Here is a 25,873-nt window from a genome sequence, read left to right as displayed (position 1 = left end):
GCTCCTGGGTGACGAATCCCAACCCCAAGCACTAGCCTGCGGCAACGGTCACGCCAAGCGGGTTCCGGTTCGGCCTCGCTGCCGCCATCGCCGCGACGAACCCCGGCTCCACGAACCGTGCCGTGCCGTCCGGCAGGCCGAGAATGCGGTCGACGGCCAATCCCTGCTCGGCCAGCCGGCGCTCGAAGGCGGCGATCGCCTGGCTCAAGGCATCGGCGCCTTCGGCCGCGAGCAGGTCGGCCACGGCGCCATGAGTGACCGCGCCGAGCAGCAGCACCAGTTCGGCCGAGATCAGAGGATCGTTGCTTGCCATGCTGCCTTCGCGCCGGCCCTTTTCGATGATGCGCGCCAGCGCGGGCGCCATCACGGCCATCACCGTTCGGTGCATGCGGTGGTAGAGCACGATATTTTCAGGCAAGAAGATGCTGGCGAAGGTGGCAATCGCCTCGGCCGCCCTGTCGGTGTCGCGGCCGCGGCGCAAGAACGCGTTGAGTTGCTCGACTGCGCTCATGGCAGGCGTTGCCAGAATGGCCTCGAGTTCGGCCCGGGCGCGCTCAGCGGCCTGACGTGCCAACGCCTCCAGCAACGCGTCCTTCGAAGGGAAGTAGTAATAGAACGCACCCTTCGACAGCCCGACGTCGCCAATGATGTCGTCGACCGATGCCGCCTCATAGCCGCGCGCGCCGAACAGCCGAGCCGCCGCCGCAAGCAGTTCCGCCCGTCTTACTTCAGGATGCCTGACAATCCGGGGCATCTCACCTCCACTCACCGCCTATGCCGCATGCTCCCACCTTATCGCCTCTTGCTAGTGACCGCCAGTCAGTATAACTGACTACTGGTCAGTCCGCACAGGGGAGCCGCCATGCGCATCGCCATCCAGACGCTTGGCACGCGGGGTGACGTCCAGCCCTATGTTGCATTGGCTCGCGGCCTCTTGCGGCGTGGCCACGAGGTCCAACTCGCGGCGCCCGAGCAGTTCGAATCGATGGTCACCCGCCACGGCATCGACTTCTGGCCTTTGCCGGGGGAGTTCCTGGCGTTGCTGGACACGCCTGAGGGCAAGGCGGCGATTGCTGGAAGTCGGGGATTCGGCGCCGGGCTGAAGCTGCTCAAGCATGTCCGCCCACTGATGCGCCGCCTGCTCGATGCCGAATGGGCGGCAATCGGCCGTTTCGGTCCCGATGTCATCATTCATCACCCCAAGTCGATCGCCTCTCCAGACATTGCCGCGCGACTAGGCCGACCGGCGGTTCTCGCCTCGCCACTGCCCGGCTTCACGCCGACGGCCGCGTTTCCAAGCCCGCTCCTGCCTTTCGCCAACCTGGGCCCGCTCAACCGCCTCAGCCATCTGCTGGCAACGCGCGGCCCGGGTCTGCTGTTTCGGAAGGAACTCGCGCGTTGGCGCGCGCAGTCGCTCGGCATGCCGTCCGGCCATCGGCCCGGCGCGCCGACTGTCACGCTCTACGCTTACAGTCCGGCCGTCGTCCCCAGGCCGACCGATTGGGGCGGCGATGTCCTTGTCACCGGATACTGGTTTCTCGACGAGGACGACTGGCGGTTGCCGACCGATCTCAGGGCATTCCTTGCCGCTGGCGACAAGCCCATCTATGTCGGCTTCGGCAGCATGCCCGGTCTCGCCCCCGGCAAGCTGGCGGCCGATGTCATCGAGGCGTTGGCCCGCACCGGCAAGCGCGGCGTTCTGGCGCTCGGCGGCGGCGCTCTCGAGGTGCCCTCACCCCCGGCGCATGTCCATGTCATGACCGCGGCGCCGCATGACCGGCTGCTGCCTCAGATGAGCGCAGCCTTGCACCACGGTGGTGCCGGCACAACCGCTGCTTCGCTACGCGCCGGATTGCCAACGATCATCTGCCCGTTTTTCGGCGACCAGCCATTCTGGAGCCGCCGCGTCGCTGACCTCGGCGCGGGGCCCGCCCCACTGGACCGGGAATCGCTGACCGTTGCGGCGCTCGCAGCAGCATTCACCGCCACAGATGCACCTGGTATGCGCCAGACGGCGACTGCAATGGGCCAGGCGATCGGCGCCGAGCATGGCCTCGATATGGCGATGAAGGCCATCGAAGCCCTCGTCCCGCGCGCCTAAACGCAGAGCCCAAAGTCCGGCATCGATTTTCGGAGGCAACGCGCAGATTCTACAACCTCGTTTCCGGGCCCAGCGTCCGCTGCCCTGCAGCGCCTCGATCTCGGCGAAATCGAACGACCACATCAGCATGCGAGCCGAATGCAGCCCGCCACGTAGTGTGCGCACCCGCTCATTGATGATGCGGTAATATTCCGCCGAGCTCTCCCAGCTCAAATCCGCCGATCAGACCAATGACCTTCTGAGCCATTTCGCCCCTGCCTCTGCTCGCTCGACCGCAATTTCCAACCCGGCCGGTCTATCGCGCCATCGCCGTAGGGGACAAGCGCGCCGGGACGACTACCGGGATGATCATGCGTCAGTGCAATCCGCCGTGGCAATTGAAGCGTTGCCGGGCCATCTTCACGATGTAGCCGGCATCGGTATCGCCAGCTTCCAGCTCAAGGCCGAAAGGATCTCCGAGCTCATCTCTGTTGCCCAGAATGTCGACGAGTGTGCCACGCGCTGACAGCTGATCCTGATCAGACGGGTTGCAGAATATTGCAACGAGCTCGCAGCCCAACTCATCGTCGCGGAAGTCTTTGAAGTAGTCCTTGGCGAGATGGATCGCCGACATACGGCTGTTCATCCAACCCAGATCGGTCGGAGACATGATCAGCTTCCGTAGAAGCGGACGGTAACGATCTACGAGACCCAGGTAGCGGACCAATGCCTTGAGTGCTGTTTCGCCATGGACGTCACATTCCGGACCGCGAAGATAGGGCTCGATCAACAAGGCATCGTCGGCGGCTCCTCAAAGTCCGACGACATACAAGGCTGAATTGATGTCACCCCGATGCGCTCGAAGGATGCCGCGCGCATAATCCAGCTCAAGCGGGCTGACGGTGCCCGCTTTCACCCCTTGCGCCCGTTTTCGAATATCGCCGATGTTCACAGTAGCCTCACACATTGACGTTCGCGGATTTTTGCCGGCGCCTCGAAACGGCGCAAGAAATGGTAGCCAGGAGTTTGATGTCCGCAGCGTCTCTCCCTAACACTGCCCGCCTCTGCCCAGTGTCCGTCCGACCTCGGCCAGGATCCACTCGCGAAAGACCTTGATCTTGGGCACGTTGCGGCGCTCCTCGGGATAGACCAGCCAGAAGCCGGAGCCGTCGGAGCCGACATGCTCGAAGGGCTGGATCAGCGTGCCATTGGCAAGTTCTTCGCGGTAGAAGGTCGGCGTCAGCATCGCCACGCCATGGCCGGCGATGGCGGCGATCGCCTCATAGGCCTGCGAGCCCATCTTCGGTGCCGGGCGCTGCGGCAGCATGTCGGCGGGCAGGCCGGCACCCACGAACCACTCGCCCCACCACAGGTCGCCGGGGTCGATCTGCGGCAGCCTGAGCAGGTCGGCCGGCTCCTTGACCCCGCCGATCGTCGCGGCGAGCTTCGGGCTCAGCATCGGCGCGAAGTCGGTCGGCACGATCAGATGCCCAGCCAGCCCGGGCGGCAAATTCCCGTCGTCCCTGCGGATGACGACATCGACCTGCTCGGTCCTGAAGTCGGTGTTGCGGGTCGTCGTCTCGAGCCGCACCGCAAGATCCGGCTGCACCATCTGGAACGCGCCGAGGTGCCGCGCCAGCCAGCTCGCGGCGAATGTCGGCAGCGTCGAGACGACCAGCACACCGCGCGCCCCGCCGCGGGTTTCGCCCCACGCCTCGCCCAGCATCTCGAAAGCGGCACTGACTTTCGGCGCCAGCGCCCGACCTGCTTCGGTCAGTTCGGTCTGCTTGGGCCGTCTCAAAAACAGCGGCGTGCCGGCACGCTCCTCCAGGAGCTTGATCTGGTAGCTCACCGCCGCTTGCGTCGTACCAAGCTCTTCCGCAGCCCGGGTGAAGTTGCCGAGCCGCGCCGCCGCTTCGAAGGCACGGATCGCCGTCAGCGGCGGCAGCTGAACAATCGCCATAAGTTTTCCTTATGCACTCATCCTTACGTTCAGTTGGATTCATAGCAAAAACAGGAGGAAAGAGGAGGCACTTCCTCAAAAGAATTTAACTATTGAAAGCCAAGTCCATGACCCACCTCACCCTGGCCGCCACCCTAGGCCCGCTCCAGACATGGCTGACGCAGCTCGCAACGAGCAGCCGCCATGGCCGTCGCCGCGCCGGGTTCGATCCGCGCGAGCTGTCGCTCCACCTTGGCAGGGACCTAGGCTTTCGCGACGGCCGCGACCCGGCCGGCACGATCAGGTAGCCGTTCCAGCTCTTGGCTTCCTCAATGGCAGGCTGTAGCCTCGAAGGCAGGCCATAAAGCAGGGGGGTGCCGGCGCATGCTGCTGTCCGCAAGGTCGTTCGTCCGCCGTCTGGCGTGGCTCCTCCCCGCCCTTGCCCTTGCACCGACGCCCTCATCCGCTCAGACCGCGACGACCGAGCAAGTTACCGCCGCGCTGGCGCAGCTGGAGCAGTTGGCCGAAGCAGCCATTTCAGACGGCAGCGTGCCGGCGCTCGCCATCGGCGTCGTCCACGACGACAAGGTTGTCTTCCTCAAGGGTTTTGGGCTGCGCGAGGCCGGCAAGCCGGAAAAGGTCGACGCCGACACGGTGTTCCAGATCGCGTCGATGTCCAAGCCGATCTCGGCGACGGTCGTGGCAGCACTGGTCGGCGATGGCACCGTTTCCTGGGATGCGAAGATATCTGATCTCGACCCCGCCTTCCGCCTCAATGACCCTTACCCGACAAGCCAGCTCACCGTTCGCGACCTGTTTTCCCATCGCAGCGGACTTCCCGGCACCGCCGGCGACGATCTCGAGGAAATCGGCTACGAGCGCGCCGAAATCCTGAGACGGCTCCGGTTCGTATCGCCTTCGTCGAGCTTCCGCGCCGGCTATTCCTACAGCAATTTCGGCCTGACCGAGGGCGCGGTCGCCGCAGTCATCCCGACGGGCAAGGCCTGGGAGGACATCGCCGAGGAAAAGCTCTACCGTCCACTCGGCATGACTTCGACAAGCTCCCGCCATGCCGATTTCGTCGGTCGCGCCAACCGCGCCGCGCTCCACGTCAAGGCCGACGGTGGCTGGGCCGCCAGGGTCGAGCGGCAGCCGGACGCACAGGCGCCGGCCGGCGGCGTCAGCTCCACGGTGCGCGACCTCGCCCAGTGGCTTCGGCTCGAACTGGCCAACGGCAGCCATGACGGCAAGCAGCTCATCGCAGCCGCAGCACTCGACCAGACACATATCCCGCTGATGACGCGCGGCAAAAACCCGGTCAGCGGCGGCCAGTCCTTCTACGGCCTCGGCTGGAATGTCGAGTTCGGCCGCCATGGCCTGAGCTGGGGCCACGCCGGCGCCTTCAGCGTCGGCGCTCGCAGCCTCGTCACCTTGTTCCCTGAACGGCAGCTCGGCATCGTCATTCTCGCCAACGCTTTCCCGACCGGCGTGCCCGAGGGCCTGTCGGACAGCTTCGCCGACCTCGTCTTCGACGGCAAAGTCGGCAAGGATTGGCTGAAGGACTGGAATGCGATCTATGCCGGCATGTTTGGCCCCGCCGTCGCGGCCGCCCAGGCGACCTACGCCACCTCACCCTCGCCTGCCACGCCGGCACTTCCAGCCACCGCCTATGCCGGCCGCTACGCCAACGATTTCGTCGGCGAGGCCGTCGTCGCGGCAGCCGGAGACGGTCTCGTTCTCAAGCTTGGCCCGGACGGTGCCAGATCCTATCCGCTCAGCCATTTCGACCGCGACATGTTCCTGAGCTTTCCCTCGCCCGAACTCCCCGACATGCCGTCGGCGGTCAGCTTCGTGATCGGCTCCGACGGCACGGCGTCGACAATCACCATCGAGGCGCTCGACGGCAACGGTCTCGGCACGCTGCGACGCACCCGGGAGTAAACCAGTCGAATCTGTCGCGCCACACCTCCAGCGTTTGCGGGCGCAGCCTAGACTTCACCGCAACCGCACCCACGCCATTGAGACCAGATCGACATGACCGCATCGCTCCGCTTCCTCGGCCTTCCCGATCGCCTCGCTGATGGCGGCACGCCCCGTGCGGTGATCTTCTCCGCCGGTCATGGCACCACCTATCCCGGCAAGGACAGCAGCGGATATGCCTTGGCCGCCGACGCCATCCGCGCTGCCAGCCAGGACGACGCCACGCTCGTCGAACACTGGGATTTTGACCTCGGCGGCCCGCTGTTCGACGGCAAGCCTGTCTGCTGCATCGACGCCGGCGACATCGCGACCATCATGCACGACAATGCGGCCAACCGCGCCCGCATCGAAGCCAGGACACGCGAGATCCTGGCACTTGGCGCTGTGCCGATATTGCTCGGCGGTGACGATTCCGTGCCGATCCCCTTCCTGGCCGGCTTTGCCGATCACGGCCCGGTCTGGGTTCTGCAGATCGATGCCCATATCGACTGGCGCGACGAGGTGCTCGGCGAACGCAACGGCTATTCGAACCCGATGCGCCGGGCCAGCGAGATGCCGCATGTCGCAGGCATGGTCCAGGTCGGCATGCGCAGCGTCGGCAGCGCCCGGCTCGCCGAGATCGAGGCGGCTCGGCGCTACGGCAGCCGCTTCGTCACCGCCCGCGAGCTTCATGCCCATGGCGTCGAGGCAGCACTCCGACACATACCTGAAGGCGCGCGAGTCGTCGTCACCCTCGATTGCGACGGTCTCGATCCAAGCATCATGCCGGGGGTCGCCGCACGAACGCCCGGCGGCCTCACCTACACGCAGGCGATCGATCTGATATCAGGCCTCGGCAAGCGTGCGCGGATCGCAGGCTTCGACCTTGTCGAGTTTTATCCGCCCGCAGACATCGACGGCCTGACGGCCGAGACCGCGTCTCGCCTGATCGTCAATGCGATCGCCGCGATCGTCCGGCAGCGCTGAACCAGGCTGTGCGGGCAACCGGCCTCATGAGCCGGTCTGGGCTCCTACACAGCATTGCCGAACAGCCGCGTGGGCGATGTTCGCGCGCAAGGCGATGACATGAAGCGTCAAGCATCGCCATGTCGGCGACGATTGCCGCATCCGCAAGGTTATGTGTTCGTCGGTTGGCGACTGATGCCCCGCGAAGATAACTCCCGGCATGGGCTGCCGGGAGACACCAGCTCGATACGCTCAGCAGGGGCCCTGGTCGTCGATGACGCGATAGCCCGAGGAATCGGCTTCACAGGCGTTCGGGAAGGTCCGGAGCGTGTCACCGCGGCGGCCGCAAACAGGGCGATACTCCCTGGTACAGAACTGGTCTCCCCGGCCACCGCCGCCACCACCGCCCCAGCCATCGTCACCGCCACCACGGCATTCGCCGCCACGGATAATGCGGTAGCCGGCGGCCTCCGCCATGCAGGAATTGGCGAAGGTCTGACGGTCGCCGCCACGGCGCGCGCAGACCGGGTCATACTCGCGGGTGCAGAATTGCGGGCCCGGATCGGGGCGCGGCGGGCGCGGGCCGGGACCCGGGCCGTCCTCGACGACCACGCAGGAGGCCAGCATCAGCGACAGCAACGAGGCGACAGTTGCTTTTCGCGCAAAGGTCTTTGCCGAAAAAACCATGAAACAGCTCCCTCTCATCCCCGCCCGTGCGGGAAATGTTCCAGCCCCTGCCCCGATCCTGGCGATTCTGTCAACGAATGCAATCGGGATCGGCGAAACTGGCGCCAACAGGCGCGGCAATCTGGCCAATGGCGCCTTTAGAAATGTCGTATATTTATGCGACGCTGCGAAGTGCCTACCGCCCTTGCCGCGACATCTTGCAACCTACGCGTTTCCATGCAATATCAGTTTCAGTTCGGGCGTTTGCTGACCCGGAGACTGGAACGTTTTGCACGACCCTTTCCCCGATACTGTGAATCTCTGACGACCCCGTGACTCGGCGGGGGGTTTAATCGTGCGCAAATGCATGACCGCCAAGCAAACCACCGACGTGCCGCCGACGCCAGGCGGTCGGCATGTCCAGACCACTGAACGGGTGAAGGAGTTCTCCCAATGACCCAGACCGGTACCGTAAAGTTCTTCAACGCAACCAAAGGCTTCGGCTTCATCACGCCGGATGGCGGCGCGAAGGACGTGTTCGTCCATATCTCCGCTATCGAGGCTTCGGGCCTGCGCACGCTCGTCGACGGCCAGAAGGTCAGCTTCGACGTCGAGCCCGACCGTATGGGCAAGGGTCCTAAGGCGGTCAACCTCCGCGCCGGCTAAGCCGCGTAAGGTTTTTTGCTTTGAAGAGGGGCGCGGTGGATCACCATCGCGCCCTTCTTCTTTGGTGGGTGGCTCCGCAATTATCCGTCGCCAAATCAACGAGATAGTCTGCGTCCAGCCGGCGCCACTCTGGCGAGCCACAGCCAACCGTGACATAGTCTTGCCGCGGAGGCAGTATCTGCTTCCCACGCAGAGGAGGCAGACCATGAAGTTGCTGAAGTCTCTGGGCGCAATGCTCCTGGCCGCAGGGCTAGGATATGGCGGGCCGGTCGAGGCGATGCCGGCGGGCAATGCGCCGCAGGCCGATGGCGGGTTGGTGATCCAGGTCCGTGGTTGCCACGGCGACCCGCAGCGCCATTTTGTTCCTCAGTTCGGCCGTACCGAGTGGCATGTCCACCGCCGCCCCGACTGCCGGCCGCTCCGGGTCCGCCCGCCGGTCCAGGTGCGCGACTGCCATCGTGAGGTTCGCCGCCACTTCCTGCCGCGTTACGGCAACGTGCCCCACCGCCATGTCGGCCCCAATTGCCGCGTGCGTGTCTATTCGAGGTTCGATCCGCTGCGTCCGCGGCCACCCTCCTGCATCCAGATCGGCCCGATCCGCTACTGCGAATACTAAGCCGCGAAACGCGTTGCATTTGGCCACTTGGGCCCGGTAATTGCCGGGCCTGAGCAGCCTTAGGACAGGTATCGGCAGGCAAAACTTTTGCTTGCCGATGACCCAAAAATGAACGACAAATTTCCACTTCGGGCATTTGCCGGCCCGAAGACTGGAATTGATGGGATCAGAGGAGTTTCCCATGCCGCAGACCGGCACCGTCAAGTTCTTCAATCATGCCAAAGGCTTCGGCTTCATCACGCCGGACGACGGAGCGAAGGATGTCTTCGTTCATATTTCGGCCGTGCAGGCGTCGGGTCTTCCCGGTCTTGAGGATGGGCAGAAGGTTTCTTTCGACACCGAGCCGGACAAGCGCGGCAAGGGTCCGAAGGCCGTCAATCTGACCGTCGGCTGAGAACCTTCAAGGAGGCCGGAGTTCGTGCTCCGGCCAAGCATGCTGCTGTATTCGCCGCAACGCATATTGGCGTTTGTCGGCGGTAGTCTCTTTGACCCATTGCACCTGAAGATCCGTTCAGGCTGCGTTCAGGCGGGCTCCCCTAGACATAGTGTCGACGCTAAATTCTGGCCTTGATACGGGCCGGACGGCGAAGGAGACCGACATGAACCGTATTTTCAAGACCCTCGTCCTTTCGGCGGCAGTTGCCGCTACCACGTTGACCGCCCTGCCCGCGGCCGAGGCCGGCGAGCGCTGGCGCCGTCACAACCGCCACGACAACACCGGCGCGATCGTCGCTGCGGGTGCGCTCGGCCTCATCGCGGGCGCCGTGATTGCTGGCAACGCCAACCGTTCGCAGCCGGTCTATGACGACTATTACGACTACGAGCCGCAGCCGCGCCGCGTCTACCGCCAGGATTATGGCCAGGACTACTATCGCCCCGCCCCGGTGCAGCGCCGTGTGGTCTATCGCGAGAGCTACGCGATCGAGCCGTGGACGCCCGAATGGTACAGCTACTGTTCGGACCGCTACCGCAGCTTCAAGCCGCGCAGCGGCACCTTCACCGGCTATGACGGCGTCGAGCGCTTCTGCGAAGCCAACTGACCGAAGCCACGGGCATGGACTGTGGCGGCCCTCCCTGCCCGGCCGCGGCAGCCAAAATGACAAAACGGCGCCAGCCTTGCGGTTGGCGCCGTTCTTTATGTGAGGTAGTCCGTTGGGCGAAAGGCTGCTGCGGAGCAGACCGACAGCGGCCGCCTCAGATCAGGCAGACGGCCTGATCGATCCAATCAAACCAGATAGGGATTGCTGCGGCGTTCGTCGCCGAAGCGGCTGCCCGGGCCGTGGCCACAGATGAAGCCGATCTCGTCGCCGAGCGGCAGGAGTTTCTCCTTGATCGACCGGATCAAGGTGGCGTGGTCGCCGCCATAGAGGTCGGTGCGGCCGACAGAGCCTTGGAACAGCACGTCGCCGACATGAGCGAATTTCGCGTCACGGTTGTAGAAGACAACGTGGCCGGGCGCGTGGCCGGGGCAATGCAGCACCTCGAAAACATGAGTTCCGAAGGACACGGTTTCGCCCTCGGTGAGGAACCGGTCAGGCACGCAATTGCGCACCGAACCGTCCATGCCGAATTTCTGGGCCTGGGTCACCAGATTGTCGAGCAGCGGCTTGTCGGCCTCGTGCGGGCCGATGATGTCGACGCCGAGCGCATCCTTCAGCTCCATCGCGCCACCGGCATGGTCGATATGGCCGTGGGTCAGCCAGATCGCCGTGATCGTGATGCCGTTTTGCTTGAGCACCGACAGGATGGTGTCGACATCGCCGCCCGGATCGACCACGACGCCGGTCTTGTCGTCGGTATCGAACAGGATCGTGCAGTTCTGCTGGAAGGGCGTAACCGGCACGATCCCGGCATTGAGCTGTCCCATGGCGGGTCCTTTCCTTGGAGCGCCGTGCGTCCGAATGGACGCACAAAGGACGCTCCAACTGTGTGAATCTGCGCATCGTGCTTTCCGAAAATCGACACCGATTTTCGGGCCGATGCGCCAAGTTCGCCCCGACATAAGGACTGACGCGCGCTTCGTCCATGCCCATTCTGGTGGGTGGCAGGCAGCGCCTCTGATCCAGAAATGAAAGGGGCGGCCGCAGCCGCCCAATCCGAATTCCAATCTGTAGCGGGATTATTTCTTCATGGCACCCATGATCGCGCCGACGATGGCCGTCACGATGGCGCCGCCGCCGGCACCACCAACCACATCGCCGAGAATGCCGCTGAGTGCACCTGCCGTTGCCGGATCAGCCGCGCCGCCGAGAAGGCTGCCGAGGATCTGTCCGCCCGCGAGACCGCCGACGCCACCGGCGAGCAATTTCGTCACCTGCCCCATCGCCGCCGTCTTGATCGCCGCGCCGACGGCCTGTCCACCGATAACGCCGGTTACAATTTGTATGATGATAGGAAGAAGCGATTCCATAACAATTCCCTCCAAATTGCATGCCGGCCCTCAGTATGCCGACAGCAACATCAGACCCTGAAATCGGGGAATGTCAAATTGGGCTGGGAAGACGCAGAAAGGGCGGTCCGAAAACCGCCCTTCTGCAAGGTCAATTAATTGATTCTGCTTGTTATTCAGCAGCAATCGCGTGCTTGGGCTGAACCGCCGCAGAATAGTCGTTCATCAGCGTCTTGGCGATTTCGCCGACCTCGAATCGGTACTGCCCGATCTCCGAAACCGGCGTCACTTCAGCCGCCGTGCCGGTCAGGAAGCATTGCTCGAAGCCTTCCAGTTCGTCCGGCATGATCACCCGCTCGACGACTTCGAGGCCGCGATCCTTGGCAAGGCCAATGACAGTGCGGCGCGTGATGCCATCGAGGAAGCAGTCCGGCTTTGGTGTATGCACCTTGCCGTCCTTGACGAAGAAGATGTTGGCGCCCGTGGCCTCGGCGACCTGGCCGCGCCAGTCAAGCATCATCGCATCGGCATAACCCTTGGCCTCGGCCGCATGCTTGGACAGCGTGCAGATCATGTAGAGGCCGGCAGCCTTGGACTTCGACGGTGCCGTACGCGGGTCGGGGCGGCGCCATTCGGCGATGTCGAGGCGGATGCCTTTCAGCTTCTGCGCCGGGTCGAAATAGCTCGGCCACTGCCAGATCGCGACGGCGACATTGATGCGGTTCTTATGGGCGGCGACGCCCATTTCCTCGCTGCCACGCCAGGCGATCGGGCGCACATAGGCGTCCTTGAAGCCCTGCTTCTTCAAGAGCTCGCGGCAGGCATCGTCGATCACCTCGACCGAATAGGGAATGGTGAAGCCCAGGATGCGGGCGGACTCGTGCAGGCGCTCGGTGTGCTCGGTCAGCTTGAAAATCTCGCCGCCATAGGCGCGCTCACCCTCGAACACCGCGCTTGCATAGTGCAGACCATGGGTTAGTACGTGAATCTTGGCGTCGGCCCATTGGACGAACTCGCCGTTCATCCAGATGAATCCATCGAGCTTGTCGAAAGGAACGGATGCCATGGTAAACCTTCCCGCAGGCGGGAGCCTGCCTATCGTTTCGTATCGTTCTTGATGGCCCGAAGGGGCCTGATGGATAAAGCGTAGGCGGGGCAGAATACCAAAGCAAACTCACGATGTTTCGGAAAAAACCACCGCACCTTGCCTTTTCGTTCGCAATCCGCCGAAAAGCTTGGCAAAAATTACCATCGCACCTAATTTATGTCAATAGTGCTGACATAAATTGACGAACAGGAATTCTATGGCACAACGCAGCGGCGCAACCGCCCAACCGATCCGTACCGCCGTGACGGCAGACGAAGGCATCGATTTCTCGATCATCGAGCTGATGTATTTCGCCTATCGCGACTTCACTTCCGACCCCGACCAGATCCTCGCCGAGTACGGTTTCGGCCGCGCCCATCACCGCGTGCTGCACTTCGTCAACCGCCTGCCCGGACTGACGGTCGCCGAGCTGCTCGACGTGCTCAAGATTACCAAGCAGAGCCTCGCGCGGGTGCTCAAGCAGCTCATCGACGCCGGCTACATCGTTCAGGTGCAGGGGCCGCGCGACCGGCGCCAGCGCGAACTCTACCCGACGCCCAAGGGCCGTACATTGACACTGGCGCTGGCGCGGCCACAGTCACGCCGCATCCATGCGGCACTGGAGGGCGCGGGAGAGACCGAGCGCGCCTGGATCGAAAGATTCCTCAAGGCGATGGTCAATCCCGAATTAAGGGCGCAGATTGATCATCTGCCCGGAAACACGCCGGGGAAAGACCATGGAGAATAACGACAAGACGGCCAGCCAGGCCACGTTGGGCGACGATGCTCCGCATCTGCTCGTCGTCGACGACGACACGCGCATCCGCAACCTGCTCAAGCAGTATCTGACCGAAAACGGCTTTCGCGTTACTGTCGCGGGCAATGCAGACGAAGCGCGGCGCAAGCTTGCCGGCCTCGACTTCGACCTTCTCATCCTCGACGTGATGATGCCGGGCGAAAACGGCATCGAATTGACCAAGTCGCTGCGTGACCAGAAGGACGTGCCGATCCTGATGCTGACGGCACTGTCGGAGACCGACAGCCGCATCACCGGCCTCGAGGCCGGCGCCGACGACTATCTGCCCAAGCCGTTCGACCCGCGCGAACTGATCCTCAGGATCAACAACATCCTGCGCCGCGGCGGCCCGGCGGCAACACCGAAGGTCGAGCAGTTGGTGTTCGGCCCCTACACCTTCCAGATCGCCCGCCGCGAACTGAAGCGTGGCGGCGAAGCCCTCAAGCTGACCGACCGGGAGCAGGAAATCCTCGCCATCTTCGCCGCGCGTGCCGGCGAGACCATCCCGCGCCATGAACTGGTGACCGGCGACTCGGAAGTCGGCGAGCGCACCATCGACGTCCAGATCAACCGTCTGCGGCGCAAGATCGAGCGCGATCCGGCCAATCCCGTCTGGCTGCAGACGGTACGCGGCATCGGCTACCGGCTCAGCGTGGAGTAGCCGGAGCAGTTCCGGAGGGCCGGTTGTTGAAGCCGGTCACTCCGAGGTAACATGGCCCGCCGGCAACAACTCTTCCGCATCAAGCGGGCCGGCGCGGGAGAAACGGCCATGTTACGTGCTATCACGCTTGCATTTGCCCTGTCTGTCTTGCCTGCCACCGCATTCGCCCATTCCTGCCCGAGCATCATGGCGGCGATCGACGCTGCTCTGCCCGCCTCCACGCTCGCCGAGGCGGACATGACGAAGGTCAAGGAACTGCGCGCCAAGGGCGAACAGTTGCACGCATCCGGCGACCACGCCGGATCGGAAACAGCCCTCAACGAAGCCAAGAAACTGCTCGGCATCTGACCGCCAGACGACTTCGGGCCGTGTCAGCGGCCCGAACCTCGTCATCCCCCGTTCATCAACCTGGTCGCAACGGCGGGCAAATTTTGTTGTGCCGCAACACGTGGGTCGGACGCTCTGTCTGTCCGCGCCCGAGATCATCGACGCACTGGCGACACAGTCTCGGCACAGTTCCGGGTGATCTTCTCCAGGCATCGGTAAATCCAGAGCCATTTGGCGCTGTAGGAAAAAGCCCTATGTTTTCAGCATCGGGCGAGACGGAGTTTGACAACGTAAGCTGTTGAACTTCAAAGACAGTTTCAGAACGATCCGGCGTGGGCTAGGATCGAGGCGAGCCGGCCGGAACCTGACCGGTTGGCGGCAAGTGGAAGGGCGGATGGCAACCACCGACATGGAACGGCCCGGCGGAGGCAGGCTCGGCACACGCATGTGGCGTGCGCTGACGGCTGTGCCGCGCAGCTGGAACCGCTTCTGGCGACGTGTCTCCATCTATATGCCGAAGCGGCTCTACGCGCGCTCGCTGCTCATCGTCATCACGCCGATGATCCTGCTGCAGTCGGTCGTCGCCTTCGTCTTCATGGAGCGGCACTGGCAGACGGTGACTGTGCGCCTGTCACAGGCGGTGACGCGTGACATCGCCGGCATCATCGACCTGCTCGACACCTTTCCGCAGCCCGAAAGTTATGCCCAGATCATCCGCATCGCCCAGGAGCGCATGTCGCTGAAGATCGACCTGTTGCCGGCCGAACCCCTGCCCCCGCCTGGCCCGAAACCGTTCTTCTCGATCCTCGACCAGGCGCTGTCGTCGGAAATCCGCAAGCAGATCAACCGGCCGTTCTGGCTCGATACCGTCGGCAACTCCAACATCGTCGAAGTGCGCGTCCAGCTCGACGACAAGGTATTGCGCGTGTTCGTGCGCCGCAGCCAGGCCTATGCCTCGAACACCCACATCTTCCTGCTGTGGATGGTCGGCACGTCACTGGTCCTGCTGATGATCGCCATTCCGTTCCTGCGCAACCAGATCCGCCCGATCTTGCAACTCACCGAGGCTGCCGAAAGTTTTGGCAAGGGCCGGCCGATGCCGGTCAACTTCCGGCCACGCGGCGCCGAAGAAGTGCGACGCGCCGGTTTCGCCTTCATCCAGATGCGCGAACGCATCGAACGCCAGATCGAGCAGCGCACGGCGATGCTGACCGGCGTCAGCCACGACCTGCGCACCATCCTGACGCGCTTCAAGCTGCAGCTGGCTCTGTCAGGCAGCAAGGTCGACACCGAAGCACTCAGCCAGGACGTCGACGACATGCAGTCGATGCTCGAGGCCTATCTGGCTTTCGCCCGCGGCGAGGCTTCGGAGGATCCCGGCCGCTTCGATCTTGCCACCTATCTCGACAGGCTGGGTGACGAAGCCAAGCTGCGCAAGCGCAAGCTCAAGATCACGCTCGTCGGCGAGCCCGAGGTGCATGTTCGCCCCAATGCGTTCAACCGCCTGCTGCAGAACGTCGTCGGCAACGCCTTCCGCTATGCCAAGGAGGTCGAGGTCAAGGCGGTCCACGATCGCGGCATGCTGGTGGTGATGGTCGACGACAACGGCCCCGGCATTCCGGAAGAGAAGCGCGAAGAGGTGTTCAAGCCGTTCTACCGCCTCGACGAGGCGCGCAATCTTGATTCGACCGGCACCGGCCTCGGCCTGGCCGTCGCCCGCGACATCGCCCGCAGCCATGGTGGCGACATCAAGCTGAGCGACAGCCCGCTGGGCGGCCTGCGCGCCATGATACGCGTGCCGGCCTGATCAGCCGCGGCGATCGAGCCGCGTCACCAGCCTGTCGCCGATCCACTGGATGCCACAGACGAGCACGATCAGCACAGCCACGACCGCAACCATGACAGCCGTCTCGAAACGCTGGTAACCGTAGCGAATGGCGAGGTCGCCGAGCCCGCCCGCACCGATGGCACCCGCCATGGCCGAGGCGCCGACCAGCGTCACCAGCGTAACGGTGAAGCCGGCAACGATGCCTGGCAGTGCCTCGGGTACCAGCACCTCACGGATGATCGCCCAGCGCCCGCCGCCCATGGCGCGCACAGCCTCGATCAGGCCGCGATCGACCTCGCGCAGCGACACTTCGGCGATGCGCGCATAATAGGGCGTGGCGGCAATCGCCAGCGGTACGATCGCCGCCCAGGTGCCGATCGACGTGCCGACGATCAACCGCGTCACTGGGATCAGCGCCACCAGGAGGATGATGAACGGCACCGAGCGGAAGCCGTTGACGAGTGCGCCAAGGATTCCGTTGACCCAGCGATTGCAGGCGATACCGCCGCGGTCGGTGGCAACGAGCGCTAGGCCGAGCGGCAAGCCGAAGACGAGAGAGATCAAGCCCGATGCCGCCGTCATCAGCACGGTCTCCCACAACGAGCGCAGAAGAAGTTCAAGCATTGTCTGTGACATAACCAAGCACCTCGACCCGCGCTTTCCGGGCATTCAGGAATTCGATTGTTTCGGCGATACCGCGCGATGCAGTGTCGATGCCGAGGAACAGCGTGCCGACAGGCTCCCCCTGTATGGTGTCGATGCCGCCATGGACCAGCCGGAACCGGCCGGGAACCGACGTTGCCAGTTCCTGGAGCAGCGGCCGGCGCGCCGCTTCGCCTGCGATGTCGACGCGCAGGATGGCCTCGCGTCCAACGCCGGTTAGCCGTGTGGCGATCGCCTGCGGCAGCTGCGGCCGGATGCCGGCGAGCAGGCTGCGCGTCACTTCGGTGCGCGGGTCGGCGAAGATCGACCACACCGGCCCTTCCTCGACGATTCGCCCGGCATCGATGACGGCGACGCGGTCGGCAATGCTGCGGACCACCTCCATCTCGTGGGTGATCAGCAGGATAGTCAGGCCGAGCTTTTGGTTGATGTCCTTCAGCAATGCCAGGATCGAGCGCGTCGTCTCTGGATCGAGCGCCGAGGTCGCCTCGTCGGAGAGCAGGACCGCCGGCCGCGCGGCGAGCGCGCGCGCGATGCCGACGCGCTGCTTCTGCCCGCCCGAAAGTGCCGCTGGGTAGGCCTTGGCCTTGTCGGCGAGACCGACGAGTTCGAGCAGTTCGGCGGCACGCCTGAGCCGCTCGTCCCTGGACTGGCCTTCGATCTTGAGCGGCAGCGCGACATTCTCCTCGACAGTCTTGGCCGACAATAGGTTGAAGTGCTGGAAGATCATGCCGATACGTCGGCGCAGCGGCTGCAGATCGCGCTCGCTGAGGCCAGTGATTTCACGGCCCTCGACGAAGATCTGGCCACTGTCGGGTCGCTCCAGTCCGTTCAGGCAGCGGATCAGCGTCGACTTGCCGGCGCCGCTGCGGCCGATGATACCAAGTACCTCGCCCTTGCGCACGGTGAGCGAAACGCCGTCGACGGCCGGTGTCTGGCCGAAGCGCCGCCTGAGGTCGACGATGCGCACCACCGTCTCCGACAGCGCAGTATCGACAGGGGACGCCCCTTCGATGGGTGCAAAATGCTGGGTCATGAAATTCCCTCGGCAATGCGGAAGGCGGCCCGCCATTCATGGCAGGCCGCCTCCATTGTAATCAGTCGTCAAGCTCAGTAGGCGGCGACGCCGGTGCCCTTGTAGACGCGGTCGAACTCGGCCTTGACGGTCGGGTTCTGATAGGCGGCGACAAGCTTCTTGACCCAGGCTTCGTTCTCGCTGCCGGTCTTGACGGCGATGAAGTTGCGGTACGGATTTTCGGCTACCGGCTCCTGGGCGATCCGGTGCTCGGGCGTCAGCCCGCTCTTCAGCGCCCAGTCGGTGTTGACCACCGCGGCGTCGAGATCCTCGACCGAACGGCCGACGATGCCGGCGTCGAGTTCCTTGATCTCGAACTTCTTCGGATTATCGACGACGTCGGCGACGGTTGCCAGGATGCCGATGCCGTCCTTGAGCTTGATCAGGCCGGCGTCGGCGAGCACACGCAGGGCACGGCCTTCGTTGGAGGGATCGTTGGGCACACCGATGACGGCGGCTTCCGGCAGCGCCTCGACCTTGGCGTGCTTCTTCGAATAGAGTCCGATCGGCCACAGGCCGGTGTAGCCGACTGGGGTAATATGGTAGCCCTGCGTCTTGATCTGGTTGTCGAGATAAGGCTGGTGCTGGAAGGCGTTGGCGTCGATCTCGCCGCGCTCCAGCGCCTCGTTTGGTTGGGTGTAGTCGTTGAACACGACGGTTTCGATGGCGAGGCCCTGCTTGGCGGCCTCGGCCTTCACCACGCGCCAGACATCCTCGTCCTCGCCTGAGATGATGCCGACCTTGATCGCGGTCTTATCCTCGGCGAGCGCCTGTTGCGGAACGGTGAAGCTGATGACGGTGACGACGGAGGCGAGCAGCGCGGCAAATGCCGTGCGGCGGCTGATCGTGTTGCGGTTGGAAAGGGACTTGGTGATCTCGGTCATTTCGAATTCTCACTGAGAGCCGTTGGGAGGATGGCTCGCCCCGCTCAATGCGAAGCTTGGCCATATCCTCGGCAAACGCCCCTCTCCAGGCAAAGGATCGGATTTCACGCCGAGCCCCGCCCCGGGAAAAATCGTCACAAAGAAAATACCGGTTCGGGCAGAACCGACCTCGCCCGCGCATGACCCGAAAATCCGAGTCGATTTTCGGGTCATGCATCACTTCAAATCGGTACAGCGTCCTGCGGGCATCCGAGTGGACGCGCGGCGCTGCAGCCGTTGCGAACAAAGCCGTCGTCATTCCAGCGTCATGCAATGCTGCTCAAAGGCGCCTCGCAACGAATGGAGGACCGCTGATTCCCGGCAGGCCGGGACGCGGACAACGGGGAAGACGCCCTTGCGCATCCTGATGGTCACCGACGCATGGCGTCCGCAGATCAATGGCGTCGTCCACACGCTCGAACGACTGGCCGAAACCCTGACCGCCTTCGGTGCCGAGGCCGACTTCCTGACACCCAACATCTTCCGCACCTTGCCGATGCCGACCTATCCCGACATAAGGCTGGCGCTGACCACGCCCGGCAACGTGGCGCGGATCATCGAGCAACGGCGACCCGACCACATCCATCTGGTGACCGAAGGCCCGCTCGGCATGATGGCGCGGCGCTATTGCCTCGCCAACAAGCGCCCCTTCACCACAAGCTACCACACCCGCTTTCCCGAATATGTAAGCGCCCGTCTGCCGCTGCCGGAGAGCTGGACCTACGGCCTGCTGCGCAATTTCCACAACTCCGGCCAGGGCTGCATGGTCGCAACGCAGTCGCTCGCCGACGACCTGGCGTCGCGGGGCTTCGAAAAACTCCGACCATGGACGCGCGGCGTCGACATCAACCACTTCCATCCCGACAAGAAGGTCGAGATGGACCTGCCGCGGCCGATCTTCCTGTGCGTCGGCCGCATCGCGGTGGAGAAGAACCTGCCAGCCTTCCTCGACCTCGACCTGCCCGGTACCAAGGTGCTTGTCGGCGACGGGCCAGAACTCGAAAGGCTGAAGGCAAAATATCCTGAGGCGCATTTCCTCGGGCGCCGCCCGAGCGACGAACTGGCCGAGATCTACGCCTCATCAGACGTTTTCGTCTTCCCGAGCCGCACCGACACCTTCGGCAATGTCATCATCGAGGCGCTGGCCAGCGGCACGCCTGTTGCCGCCTATCCGGTGACTGGGCCGATCGACATCGTCGGCGACGGCATCGGAGGCGTTGTTTCGGAAGACCTGCGCGAGGCAGCACTGGGCGCACTCAAGGTCGACCGCACCGAGGCCCGCGAACGGGCCATGCGCTACACCTGGAATGCCTGCGCCGAAATGTTCCTGGACAATGTGAAGGCGGCTTACGCCGCGTGATGCCCAGCGCATCCGCGATTCAGGTCAGGCCGAGTCGAAAATGGTGGGTTCCGAGAACCGGAACGGACCCTACATTTGGGTACGTGAGTACCGGAAACGCAGGGAGCCGCCATTTGCAGGCCGGCCTCACCTGAATCCTAGAACAGGCGGCCGCCGTCCGGCACCTTGCGCTCTATGGCGCCGAGCACGACGTCGCCGTCCTCGTCGGGGAAGCCAAGGGTGAGCACTTCCGACATGAACGGGCCGATCTGGCGCGGCGGGAAGTTGACGACGGCGAACACCTGCCGACCCAGCAGCGTCTCGGGCGTATAATATTTGGTGATCTGCGCCGACGATTTCTTGACGCCGATATCGGTGCCAAAATCGATCTTCAGCTTGAACGCCGGCTTGCGCGCTTCCGGGAACGGCTCGACCTCGACGATCGTGCCGGTGCGTATGTCGACCTTGTCGAAATCGGCAAAGCTGATCTCCGCTTTCGGCGCCTTGTGCGAACTCATCCGACAGTCTCAGGCGTTGCCGTGCGTCTCGAACAGCACGCTGGCCAGTGCGTCCTTGGCCGAGGTGCCCGACCAGACGACGAACTGGAAAGCCTGGAAATAGCATTCGCAGGCTTCAAGCGCCGATGACAGCAGCACTTCGACCTGCTGGCTGGTCGGCTCGACGCCGCCGGCGAGCAGCAGCGACTGGCGGAACATGATCGCGCCTTCGGTTTCCCAAAGATCGAAATGCCCGAACAGCATCTGCTCGTTGATCAGCGACAAGAGCCTGAGAATCTCAAGCGTACGGCTTTCAGGCACCTTGACATCGAAGGCGCATGCCAGATGCAGGGCCTCGAAGTCTTCCATCCAGGAAAACGACACCTGGTACTCGGTCCAGTTGCCGACGACTGAAATCGAGATCTCGTCGTCGCCGGCACGTTCGAACGCCCAGTCGTTGTTATGAGCCACCTGCTCGATGACATCCACCGGATGGATTTCGCGGGAGAACTCGAGTTCGAGAAGTTCCATAAATGCTTCCTGTCGTTCCGGGCGCGTCATCGCGCTCCGCGCGGGGGACACACACGACGAACTTATTCTTGAACTCGGACGACCAGCGCTGCCGGACTCAATACCCCCCAGCCGGACCGCGCCATCCGGTGCACGACGGTGTTTCGAATCGTGCAGTAAATTCAGTGTATTGATCGTGACTCTCGTGAACAGCCCAATTTTTCGCAACGTCCCATTCGGATGTGGAAACAGGCTGCGGCGCAGATTCACAAAGCCCCGGTAAGCGATTCACGACAAAGCACTTTTTCGGATGGCGCTTTGTGGAAAAGTTAACGAATTATTTCTTTGTACGGGGCTTTGGCGAGGCCGCCGGTGAGGCCGTGTCGGCATCTTCACCGGCGCGGCCGGCGAGTTGAGCCTCGAGTGCCTCTATGCGGGCAACCAGCGCCTTGTTTTCGGCACGTGCCTTGATCGCCATGTCGCGAACCGCCTCGAACTCCTCGCGCTGGACCAGTTCGAGCGAATTCATCGCCCGCTCGGCCTGCGAACGGAACGCGGTTTCGACCTCGCGCCTGACGCCCTGGGCGGCACCCGCGGCATCGGTCATCAGCTTGGCGAATTCATCCAGAATGCGGTTCGGTCCGGTCGTCATGGCTAACCCTCGCGTTGTCCATTCGACGTAGTGGCGCAAGCCCCGGAATGCAAGGATATCGTGGCCCCGACAGGGTGCCAAATGCTGCGGCAAAGATGCCCGCCTGCTCGCAATGACTTCTCGGTTACTGCGGGGTTGCCTGCCTTGACCGTGCCAAAAGCCTGCCGCATGGTCCGCCGCGATTGCCTGCCCTGGAGACTGACTTGAGCGAATACCTTGCCTTGCCGCTGGCTGCCCTGCCCTTTCCGAACATCGATCCCGTCATCGTGCAACTCGGACCGCTGGCCATTCACTGGTACGGGCTGGGCTACATCGTCGGCATCCTGTTTGCCTGGTGGTACGGCAAGCGGCTGGTGACCAACACCCGTCTGTGGCCGAACGGCGTGCTGCCGATGAAGCCCGAGGCCCTCGACGATTTCCTGGTCTGGGCAGCGGCTGGCGTCGTGCTTGGTGGCCGCATCGGCTACATCCTGTTTTACGACCTCGCCCGCTACATCTCCAATCCGCTCGACATCTTCGCGGTCTGGCAGGGCGGCATGTCGTTTCATGGCGGCCTGCTCGGCGTCACCCTTGCCATGGTGCTGTTCGCCCGCAAGCACGGCATCCTCGTCTGGTCGCTGATCGACGTCGTTGCCGCCGGCGTGCCGGTCGGCCTCGGCCTGGTGCGCCTCGCCAACTTCATCAATTCGGAGCTATGGGGCCGGGTGACCGACGTGCCATGGGCGATCGAGTTTCCCACCGGCGGACCTTTTCTGCGTCACCCGAGCCAGATCTACGAGGCCCTGCTCGAAGGCCTGGTCCTGTTCCTCGTGCTGCGTTTCCTGACTCATTCCAGGCTCAAACTGAAGACGCCGCGTTTCATCGCCGGCGCCTTCGTCTGCGGCTATGGCCTGTCGCGCATCTTCGTCGAGTTCTTCCGTGAGCCCGACCAGCAGATCGGCTATCTCCTCGGCGGCTGGCTGACCATGGGCATGGTGCTGTCGGTGCCGATGGTGCTGATCGGCCTGTGGGCGATGCTGTCGGCCAAGCCGGTCACGCAGATCGCCAGGCCGGCATGACTGCGCTCAGGACGCGCATCGCAGGCCTGATCGCGGCATCGGGCCCGATCAGCGTCGCCGACTACATGGCGCTGTGCCTGTTCGATCCAACTGACGGCTATTACACGACGCGCGAGCCGTTCGGTGTCGAGGGCGATTTCACTACGGCGCCCGAGGTCAGCCAGATGTTCGGCGAACTCGTCGCCGTCTGGCTTTATGCCGCCTGGCAGGCGGCAGGGTCTCCAACCGGCGCGACGTTGGCCGAGATCGGCCCTGGGCGCGGCACGCTGATGAAGGACGTGCTCAGGGTTCTGCAAAAACTCGACGGCGCTTTCGTCGCCGGCGCCTCCATCGCCCTGGTTGAGACGAGCCCGAAGCTGCGAGGGGTGCAGAAACAGACGCTCGCCAGCAGCGGCATCCGGATCGACTGGCACGACACGGTGTCGACGCTGCCAACTGCGCCACTGTTCATCGTCGGCAACGAACTGTTCGACGCCATCCCGACCCGCCAGTTCGTCAGGATCGGTGCCGCTTGGCACGAGCGCGCCGTTGGCCTCAATGAAACAGGCGAGCTTGGCTTCGTTGCCGGCCCGGCAACGATCGAGACGGCGCTGCTGCCGGTTGCCGCCGCGACCGCGCCAGAGGGTGCGATCTTCGAATTCGCCCCGGCGCGCACCGGCACGATGGAGCAGATCGCCACCCATCTCGCCACCTTTGGCGGCGCCGGCCTGTTCTTCGACTACGGCCATGTCGAACCAGGCATCGGCGACACGCTGCAGGCGCTGCGCAAGCACCACTATGACGACGTGCTCGCAAATCCCGGCGAGGCTGACCTCACCTCGCATGTCGACTTCGCGGCCCTTGCTTTGGCAGCCCGGGCACATGGGCTTCATGCGCATCTGGCAACCCAGGGCGCGTTCCTGCTCGCCATGGGGCTGCTCGAACGCGCCGGCAAGTTTGGTGCCGATGCGGACGCCGCCGGGCGTGAAAAGATCCGCGGCGAGGTCGAGCGGCTTGCCGGCCCCGATGCCATGGGAACACTGTTCAAGGTGCTTGCGGTTGCTCCGCGTGGCACAAGAATTCCCTTCCCCGACGTCAGTTGACAGCACGCTTGCGCCTGCCCCACTGTCCGGCCTCGAGATGGCGAGGCGACCTGTGGCGGCTGGCCCGGCCTTGACGAAATCGCTAACGAGGATGACAAGGCGGCAATGCTGAACGACTCGAAACCGGATCCGATCCGGTCCAACTTGCTCGCCAGCGCGGAGGCCAATGGCATCCGCCACGGTTACTTCACCCGCACCGGCGGGGTCTCCGAAGGCATCTATCAGGGCCTCAACATCGGCGTCGGCTCCGACGACGACCAGACGCGCGTGGCCGAGAATCGCCGCCGCGTCGCCAGTTGGATGGGTGTGCCGGCCAACCGCCTGCTCAGCCTCTACCAGGTCCATTCGCCCGACGTCGTCGTCGCCACCGGCCCCTTTGCCGACGGCCGCCCCAAGGCCGACGCGCTGGTGACCGACAGGCCCGGCATCGCGCTCGGTGCCTCTTCGGCCGATTGCGGCCCAGTCCTGTTTGCCGACCCGCAAGCGCGCATCATCGGTGCTGCCCATGCCGGCTGGAAAGGCGCCTTTACGGGCGTGCTCGAAAACACCGTTGCCGCGATGGAGGGCCTCGGCGCCAGGCGCGAGCGCATCCTCGCCGTGCTCGGCCCGTCGATCAGCGCCGCCAATTACGAGGTCGGCCCCGAATTCGTCGCCCGCTTCGTCGAAGGCGACGCCGACAATGCCAAGTACTTCACACCGTCGGCGAATGCCGGCCACCACATGTTCGACCTCAACCTCTACACGGTCGACCGGCTGCGCAAGGCCGGCGTTCAGGCGGAAGCTCTGAACCGCTGCACCTATGCGGAAGAAGAGCTGTTTTACTCCTACCGGCGCACCACGCACCGCAAGGAAGCTGATTACGGGCGGCAGATTTCGGCAATTGCATTGGAGGACTGACAGCATGGCGCTGCATTTCGAACGAACCGAATTCGACGCCCGGCGCGACCGGCTGATGATCGAGATGGCCGAAAAGAAGCTCGATGCCGTTGTCCTGTTCGCGCAGGAAAGCATGTATTGGCTGACCGGCTACGACACGTTCGGCTTCTGCTTCTTCCAGTCGCTGGTGGTGATGGCCGACGGCTCGATGACGCTGTTGACCCGTTCGGCCGACCTGCGCCAGGCACGCCACACCTCGATCATTGAAAACATCGTGCTGTGGACCGACCGCGACAATGCGAATCCGACGCTCGACCTGCGCAACCTGCTTAACGATCTCGGCCTGCTCGGAGCGCGTGTCGGCGTCGAATACGACACCCATGGCCTGACCGCGTTCAACGGCCGCCGCCTCGACGAGCAGTTGCAGACCTTCGGCCAGATCGTCGATGCGTCCGGCATCGTCGGGCGTTTGCGCCTGTTCAAGAGCCCGGCTGAAATCGAAAAGGCGGAAAAAGCGGCGAGCCTCGCCGACGATGCGCTCGACGCGGCCCTGCCGCTGATCAAGCAGGGCGGTGACGAAGCCAGGATCCTGGCCGCCATGCAGGGCGCGATCTTCACCGGTGGCGGCGACTATCCCGCCAACGAGTTCATCATCGGCTCCGGCGCGGATGCCCTGCTCTGCCGCTACAATTCCGGCCGCCGCAAGCTCAACAAGAACGACCAGCTGACGCTGGAATGGGCGGGCGTGTTCAACCACTACCATGCGCCGATGATGCGCACGGTGCTGACCGGCAAGGCCTCCAGGCGCCACCAGGAGCTCTACGACGCCTCGCTGGCCGCCCTGCTGGCGGTTGAAAAGGCGATGACGCCGGGCAACACCTTCGGCGACGTCTTCGACGCGCATGCTCGCACGCTGGAAGCACATGACCTGACCAAGCATCGGCTCAATGCTTGCGGTTACTCGGTCGGCGCCCGCTTTACCCCGTCCTGGATGGACATGCCGATGTTCTACCAGGGCAATCCCGAACCGATTGCCCCCAACATGACTTTGTTCGCCCACATGATCATCATGGATTCGGAAACCGAGACCGCAATGACGTTGGGTCGTACCTATCTGACCACTGAATCCGCACCCAAGCCGCTGTCCCGCCATGATCTCGACTTGATCGTACGATGATTGCGCAGAGCGCTGAGGGGCGTTTGCCAGGGAGTTCG

30 protein-coding genes are annotated in these 25,873 nt (G+C 63.8%); 16 read left to right on the top strand and 14 right to left on the bottom strand.

Annotation, left to right across the window (positions count from 1 at the left end; translation table 11 throughout):
* Nucleotides 1–31: 31 nt before the first annotated feature.
* Nucleotides 32–754, bottom strand: a complete 723-nt coding sequence (locus tag H5P29_RS12565; protein ID WP_154384778.1) for a TetR/AcrR family transcriptional regulator — start codon at nt 752–754, stop codon at nt 32–34.
* 108 nt (nt 755–862) lie between these two features.
* On the opposite strand from H5P29_RS12565, the gene H5P29_RS12560 reads away from it, so the two are divergent.
* Nucleotides 863–2,101: a glycosyltransferase gene (locus H5P29_RS12560; RefSeq protein WP_154384777.1), complete on the top strand. Its 1,239-nt coding sequence runs from the start codon at nt 863–865 to the stop codon at nt 2,099–2,101.
* 355 nt (nt 2,102–2,456) lie between these two features.
* Here the strand turns inward: H5P29_RS12560 and H5P29_RS12555 are convergent, their stop codons facing one another.
* The 3 genes from H5P29_RS12555 to H5P29_RS12545 form a co-directional block, all read right to left on the bottom strand.
* Nucleotides 2,457–2,870, bottom strand: a complete 414-nt coding sequence (locus H5P29_RS12555; protein ID WP_154384776.1) for a hypothetical protein — start codon at nt 2,868–2,870, stop codon at nt 2,457–2,459.
* Nucleotides 2,871–2,891: 21 nt separating this feature from the next.
* Nucleotides 2,892–3,032 carry a hypothetical protein gene (locus H5P29_RS12550; RefSeq protein WP_154384775.1) on the bottom strand — a complete coding sequence of 47 codons (141 nt, stop codon included), beginning with the start codon at nt 3,030–3,032 and terminating at the stop codon, nt 2,892–2,894.
* A gap of 96 nt (nt 3,033–3,128) precedes the next feature.
* Nucleotides 3,129–4,043 (bottom strand): LysR substrate-binding domain-containing protein, encoded by a 915-nt coding sequence (locus H5P29_RS12545; protein ID WP_154384774.1) that lies wholly within the window; start codon nt 4,041–4,043, stop codon nt 3,129–3,131.
* A gap of 363 nt (nt 4,044–4,406) precedes the next feature.
* Between H5P29_RS12545 and H5P29_RS12540 the strand changes: the two genes are divergently transcribed.
* Both H5P29_RS12540 and H5P29_RS12535 read left to right on the top strand, forming a co-directional pair.
* Nucleotides 4,407–5,963, top strand: coding sequence for a serine hydrolase (locus tag H5P29_RS12540; protein WP_154384773.1), 1,557 nt, complete (start codon nt 4,407–4,409; stop codon nt 5,961–5,963).
* A 93-nt stretch (nt 5,964–6,056) separates the two neighbouring features.
* Nucleotides 6,057–6,968: an agmatinase gene (locus tag H5P29_RS12535; protein WP_154384772.1), complete on the top strand. Its 912-nt coding sequence runs from the start codon at nt 6,057–6,059 to the stop codon at nt 6,966–6,968.
* A 231-nt stretch (nt 6,969–7,199) separates the two neighbouring features.
* Here H5P29_RS12535 and H5P29_RS12530 read toward each other — a convergent pair whose 3' ends face one another.
* Complete coding sequence (locus H5P29_RS12530) at nt 7,200–7,634, bottom strand: Kazal-type serine protease inhibitor domain-containing protein (protein WP_067959479.1); 435 nt, start codon at nt 7,632–7,634, stop codon at nt 7,200–7,202.
* A gap of 432 nt (nt 7,635–8,066) precedes the next feature.
* Between H5P29_RS12530 and H5P29_RS12525 the strand changes: the two genes are divergently transcribed.
* From H5P29_RS12525 to H5P29_RS12510, 4 genes are all read left to right on the top strand, one after another.
* Nucleotides 8,067–8,279: a cold-shock protein gene (locus H5P29_RS12525; protein ID WP_067959476.1), complete on the top strand. Its 213-nt coding sequence runs from the start codon at nt 8,067–8,069 to the stop codon at nt 8,277–8,279.
* A gap of 205 nt (nt 8,280–8,484) precedes the next feature.
* The gene (locus H5P29_RS12520) at nt 8,485–8,895 is read left to right on the top strand and encodes a hypothetical protein (RefSeq protein ID WP_154384771.1); all 411 of its coding nucleotides are present in this window, start codon (nt 8,485–8,487) and stop codon (nt 8,893–8,895) included.
* 181 nt (nt 8,896–9,076) lie between these two features.
* Nucleotides 9,077–9,289 (top strand): cold-shock protein, encoded by a 213-nt coding sequence (locus tag H5P29_RS12515; protein ID WP_018428999.1) that lies wholly within the window; start codon nt 9,077–9,079, stop codon nt 9,287–9,289.
* 205 nt (nt 9,290–9,494) lie between these two features.
* Nucleotides 9,495–9,935, top strand: coding sequence for a BA14K family protein (locus tag H5P29_RS12510; protein WP_067959472.1), 441 nt, complete (start codon nt 9,495–9,497; stop codon nt 9,933–9,935).
* A 185-nt stretch (nt 9,936–10,120) separates the two neighbouring features.
* Here H5P29_RS12510 and H5P29_RS12505 read toward each other — a convergent pair whose 3' ends face one another.
* The 3 genes from H5P29_RS12505 to H5P29_RS12495 all read right to left on the bottom strand — a co-directional run bounded on the left by H5P29_RS12505 (nt 10,121) and on the right by H5P29_RS12495 (nt 12,350).
* A complete protein-coding gene (locus tag H5P29_RS12505; protein WP_154384770.1) occupies nt 10,121–10,762 on the bottom strand; it encodes an MBL fold metallo-hydrolase in 642 nt (213 codons plus the stop codon).
* 252 nt (nt 10,763–11,014) lie between these two features.
* Nucleotides 11,015–11,305 (bottom strand): hypothetical protein, encoded by a 291-nt coding sequence (locus H5P29_RS12500; protein ID WP_154384769.1) that lies wholly within the window; start codon nt 11,303–11,305, stop codon nt 11,015–11,017.
* A 151-nt stretch (nt 11,306–11,456) separates the two neighbouring features.
* Entirely contained in the window at nt 11,457–12,350 is an 894-nt protein-coding gene (locus H5P29_RS12495) for a branched-chain amino acid aminotransferase (protein WP_154384768.1), read from the bottom strand.
* Nucleotides 12,351–12,588: 238 nt separating this feature from the next.
* Here H5P29_RS12495 and H5P29_RS12490 point away from each other — a divergent pair, with 238 nt between their 5' ends.
* From H5P29_RS12490 to H5P29_RS12475, 4 genes are all read left to right on the top strand, one after another.
* Nucleotides 12,589–13,119, top strand: a complete 531-nt coding sequence (locus tag H5P29_RS12490; RefSeq protein ID WP_067959459.1) for a MarR family winged helix-turn-helix transcriptional regulator — start codon at nt 12,589–12,591, stop codon at nt 13,117–13,119.
* Nucleotides 13,109–13,828 (top strand): response regulator, encoded by a 720-nt coding sequence (locus tag H5P29_RS12485; protein ID WP_067959456.1) that lies wholly within the window; start codon nt 13,109–13,111, stop codon nt 13,826–13,828. The genes H5P29_RS12490 and H5P29_RS12485 overlap by 11 nt, the downstream gene beginning before the upstream one ends.
* 108 nt (nt 13,829–13,936) lie before the next feature.
* Nucleotides 13,937–14,176 carry a hypothetical protein gene (locus H5P29_RS12480; RefSeq protein ID WP_067966263.1) on the top strand — a complete coding sequence of 80 codons (240 nt, stop codon included), beginning with the start codon at nt 13,937–13,939 and terminating at the stop codon, nt 14,174–14,176.
* Between the two features lie 373 nt (nt 14,177–14,549).
* Entirely contained in the window at nt 14,550–15,962 is a 1,413-nt protein-coding gene (locus H5P29_RS12475; RefSeq protein WP_154384767.1) for an ATP-binding protein, read from the top strand.
* Here the strand turns inward: H5P29_RS12475 and H5P29_RS12470 are convergent, their stop codons facing one another.
* The 3 genes from H5P29_RS12470 to H5P29_RS12460 form a co-directional block, all read right to left on the bottom strand.
* Nucleotides 15,963–16,619 (bottom strand): methionine ABC transporter permease, encoded by a 657-nt coding sequence (locus tag H5P29_RS12470; protein WP_067959453.1) that lies wholly within the window; start codon nt 16,617–16,619, stop codon nt 15,963–15,965.
* Entirely contained in the window at nt 16,600–17,682 is a 1,083-nt protein-coding gene (locus H5P29_RS12465) for a methionine ABC transporter ATP-binding protein (protein ID WP_154384766.1), read from the bottom strand. Before H5P29_RS12465 ends, H5P29_RS12470 begins: the two co-directional genes overlap by 20 nt.
* 74 nt (nt 17,683–17,756) lie before the next feature.
* Nucleotides 17,757–18,605: a MetQ/NlpA family ABC transporter substrate-binding protein gene (locus H5P29_RS12460; RefSeq protein ID WP_067959447.1), complete on the bottom strand. Its 849-nt coding sequence runs from the start codon at nt 18,603–18,605 to the stop codon at nt 17,757–17,759.
* A 394-nt stretch (nt 18,606–18,999) separates the two neighbouring features.
* Between H5P29_RS12460 and H5P29_RS12455 the strand changes: the two genes are divergently transcribed.
* Complete coding sequence (locus tag H5P29_RS12455) at nt 19,000–20,004, top strand: glycosyltransferase family 1 protein (RefSeq protein WP_067959444.1); 1,005 nt, start codon at nt 19,000–19,002, stop codon at nt 20,002–20,004.
* Nucleotides 20,005–20,141: 137 nt separating this feature from the next.
* On the opposite strand, the gene H5P29_RS12450 is transcribed toward H5P29_RS12455, so the two are convergent.
* The 3 genes from H5P29_RS12450 to H5P29_RS12440 all read right to left on the bottom strand — a co-directional run bounded on the left by H5P29_RS12450 (nt 20,142) and on the right by H5P29_RS12440 (nt 21,642).
* Nucleotides 20,142–20,501 (bottom strand): tRNA-binding protein, encoded by a 360-nt coding sequence (locus H5P29_RS12450; protein WP_067959441.1) that lies wholly within the window; start codon nt 20,499–20,501, stop codon nt 20,142–20,144.
* 9 nt (nt 20,502–20,510) lie between these two features.
* A complete protein-coding gene (locus tag H5P29_RS12445; RefSeq protein ID WP_067959436.1) occupies nt 20,511–21,011 on the bottom strand; it encodes a YbjN domain-containing protein in 501 nt (166 codons plus the stop codon).
* Between the two features lie 316 nt (nt 21,012–21,327).
* Nucleotides 21,328–21,642 (bottom strand): accessory factor UbiK family protein, encoded by a 315-nt coding sequence (locus tag H5P29_RS12440; protein ID WP_067959433.1) that lies wholly within the window; start codon nt 21,640–21,642, stop codon nt 21,328–21,330.
* A 203-nt stretch (nt 21,643–21,845) separates the two neighbouring features.
* Here H5P29_RS12440 and lgt point away from each other — a divergent pair, with 203 nt between their 5' ends.
* From lgt to H5P29_RS12420, 4 genes are all read left to right on the top strand, one after another.
* Nucleotides 21,846–22,700, top strand: coding sequence for a prolipoprotein diacylglyceryl transferase (gene lgt / locus H5P29_RS12435; RefSeq protein WP_154384765.1), 855 nt, complete (start codon nt 21,846–21,848; stop codon nt 22,698–22,700).
* Nucleotides 22,697–23,782: a class I SAM-dependent methyltransferase gene (locus tag H5P29_RS12430; protein WP_154384764.1), complete on the top strand. Its 1,086-nt coding sequence runs from the start codon at nt 22,697–22,699 to the stop codon at nt 23,780–23,782. Before lgt ends, H5P29_RS12430 begins: the two co-directional genes overlap by 4 nt.
* A gap of 105 nt (nt 23,783–23,887) precedes the next feature.
* Nucleotides 23,888–24,679: a peptidoglycan editing factor PgeF gene (gene pgeF, locus H5P29_RS12425; protein ID WP_154384763.1), complete on the top strand. Its 792-nt coding sequence runs from the start codon at nt 23,888–23,890 to the stop codon at nt 24,677–24,679.
* Between the two features lie 4 nt (nt 24,680–24,683).
* A complete protein-coding gene (locus H5P29_RS12420) occupies nt 24,684–25,835 on the top strand; it encodes a Xaa-Pro peptidase family protein (RefSeq protein ID WP_154384762.1) in 1,152 nt (383 codons plus the stop codon).
* Nucleotides 25,836–25,873 lie beyond the last annotated feature (38 nt).

This window comes from Aminobacter sp. MDW-2 (assembly GCF_014250155.1).
GTDB lineage: Bacteria > Pseudomonadota > Alphaproteobacteria > Rhizobiales > Rhizobiaceae > Aminobacter > Aminobacter ciceronei.
Note: the sequence above shows the minus strand (reverse complement) of the source record. Positions and strands in the feature narration are given on the sequence as shown.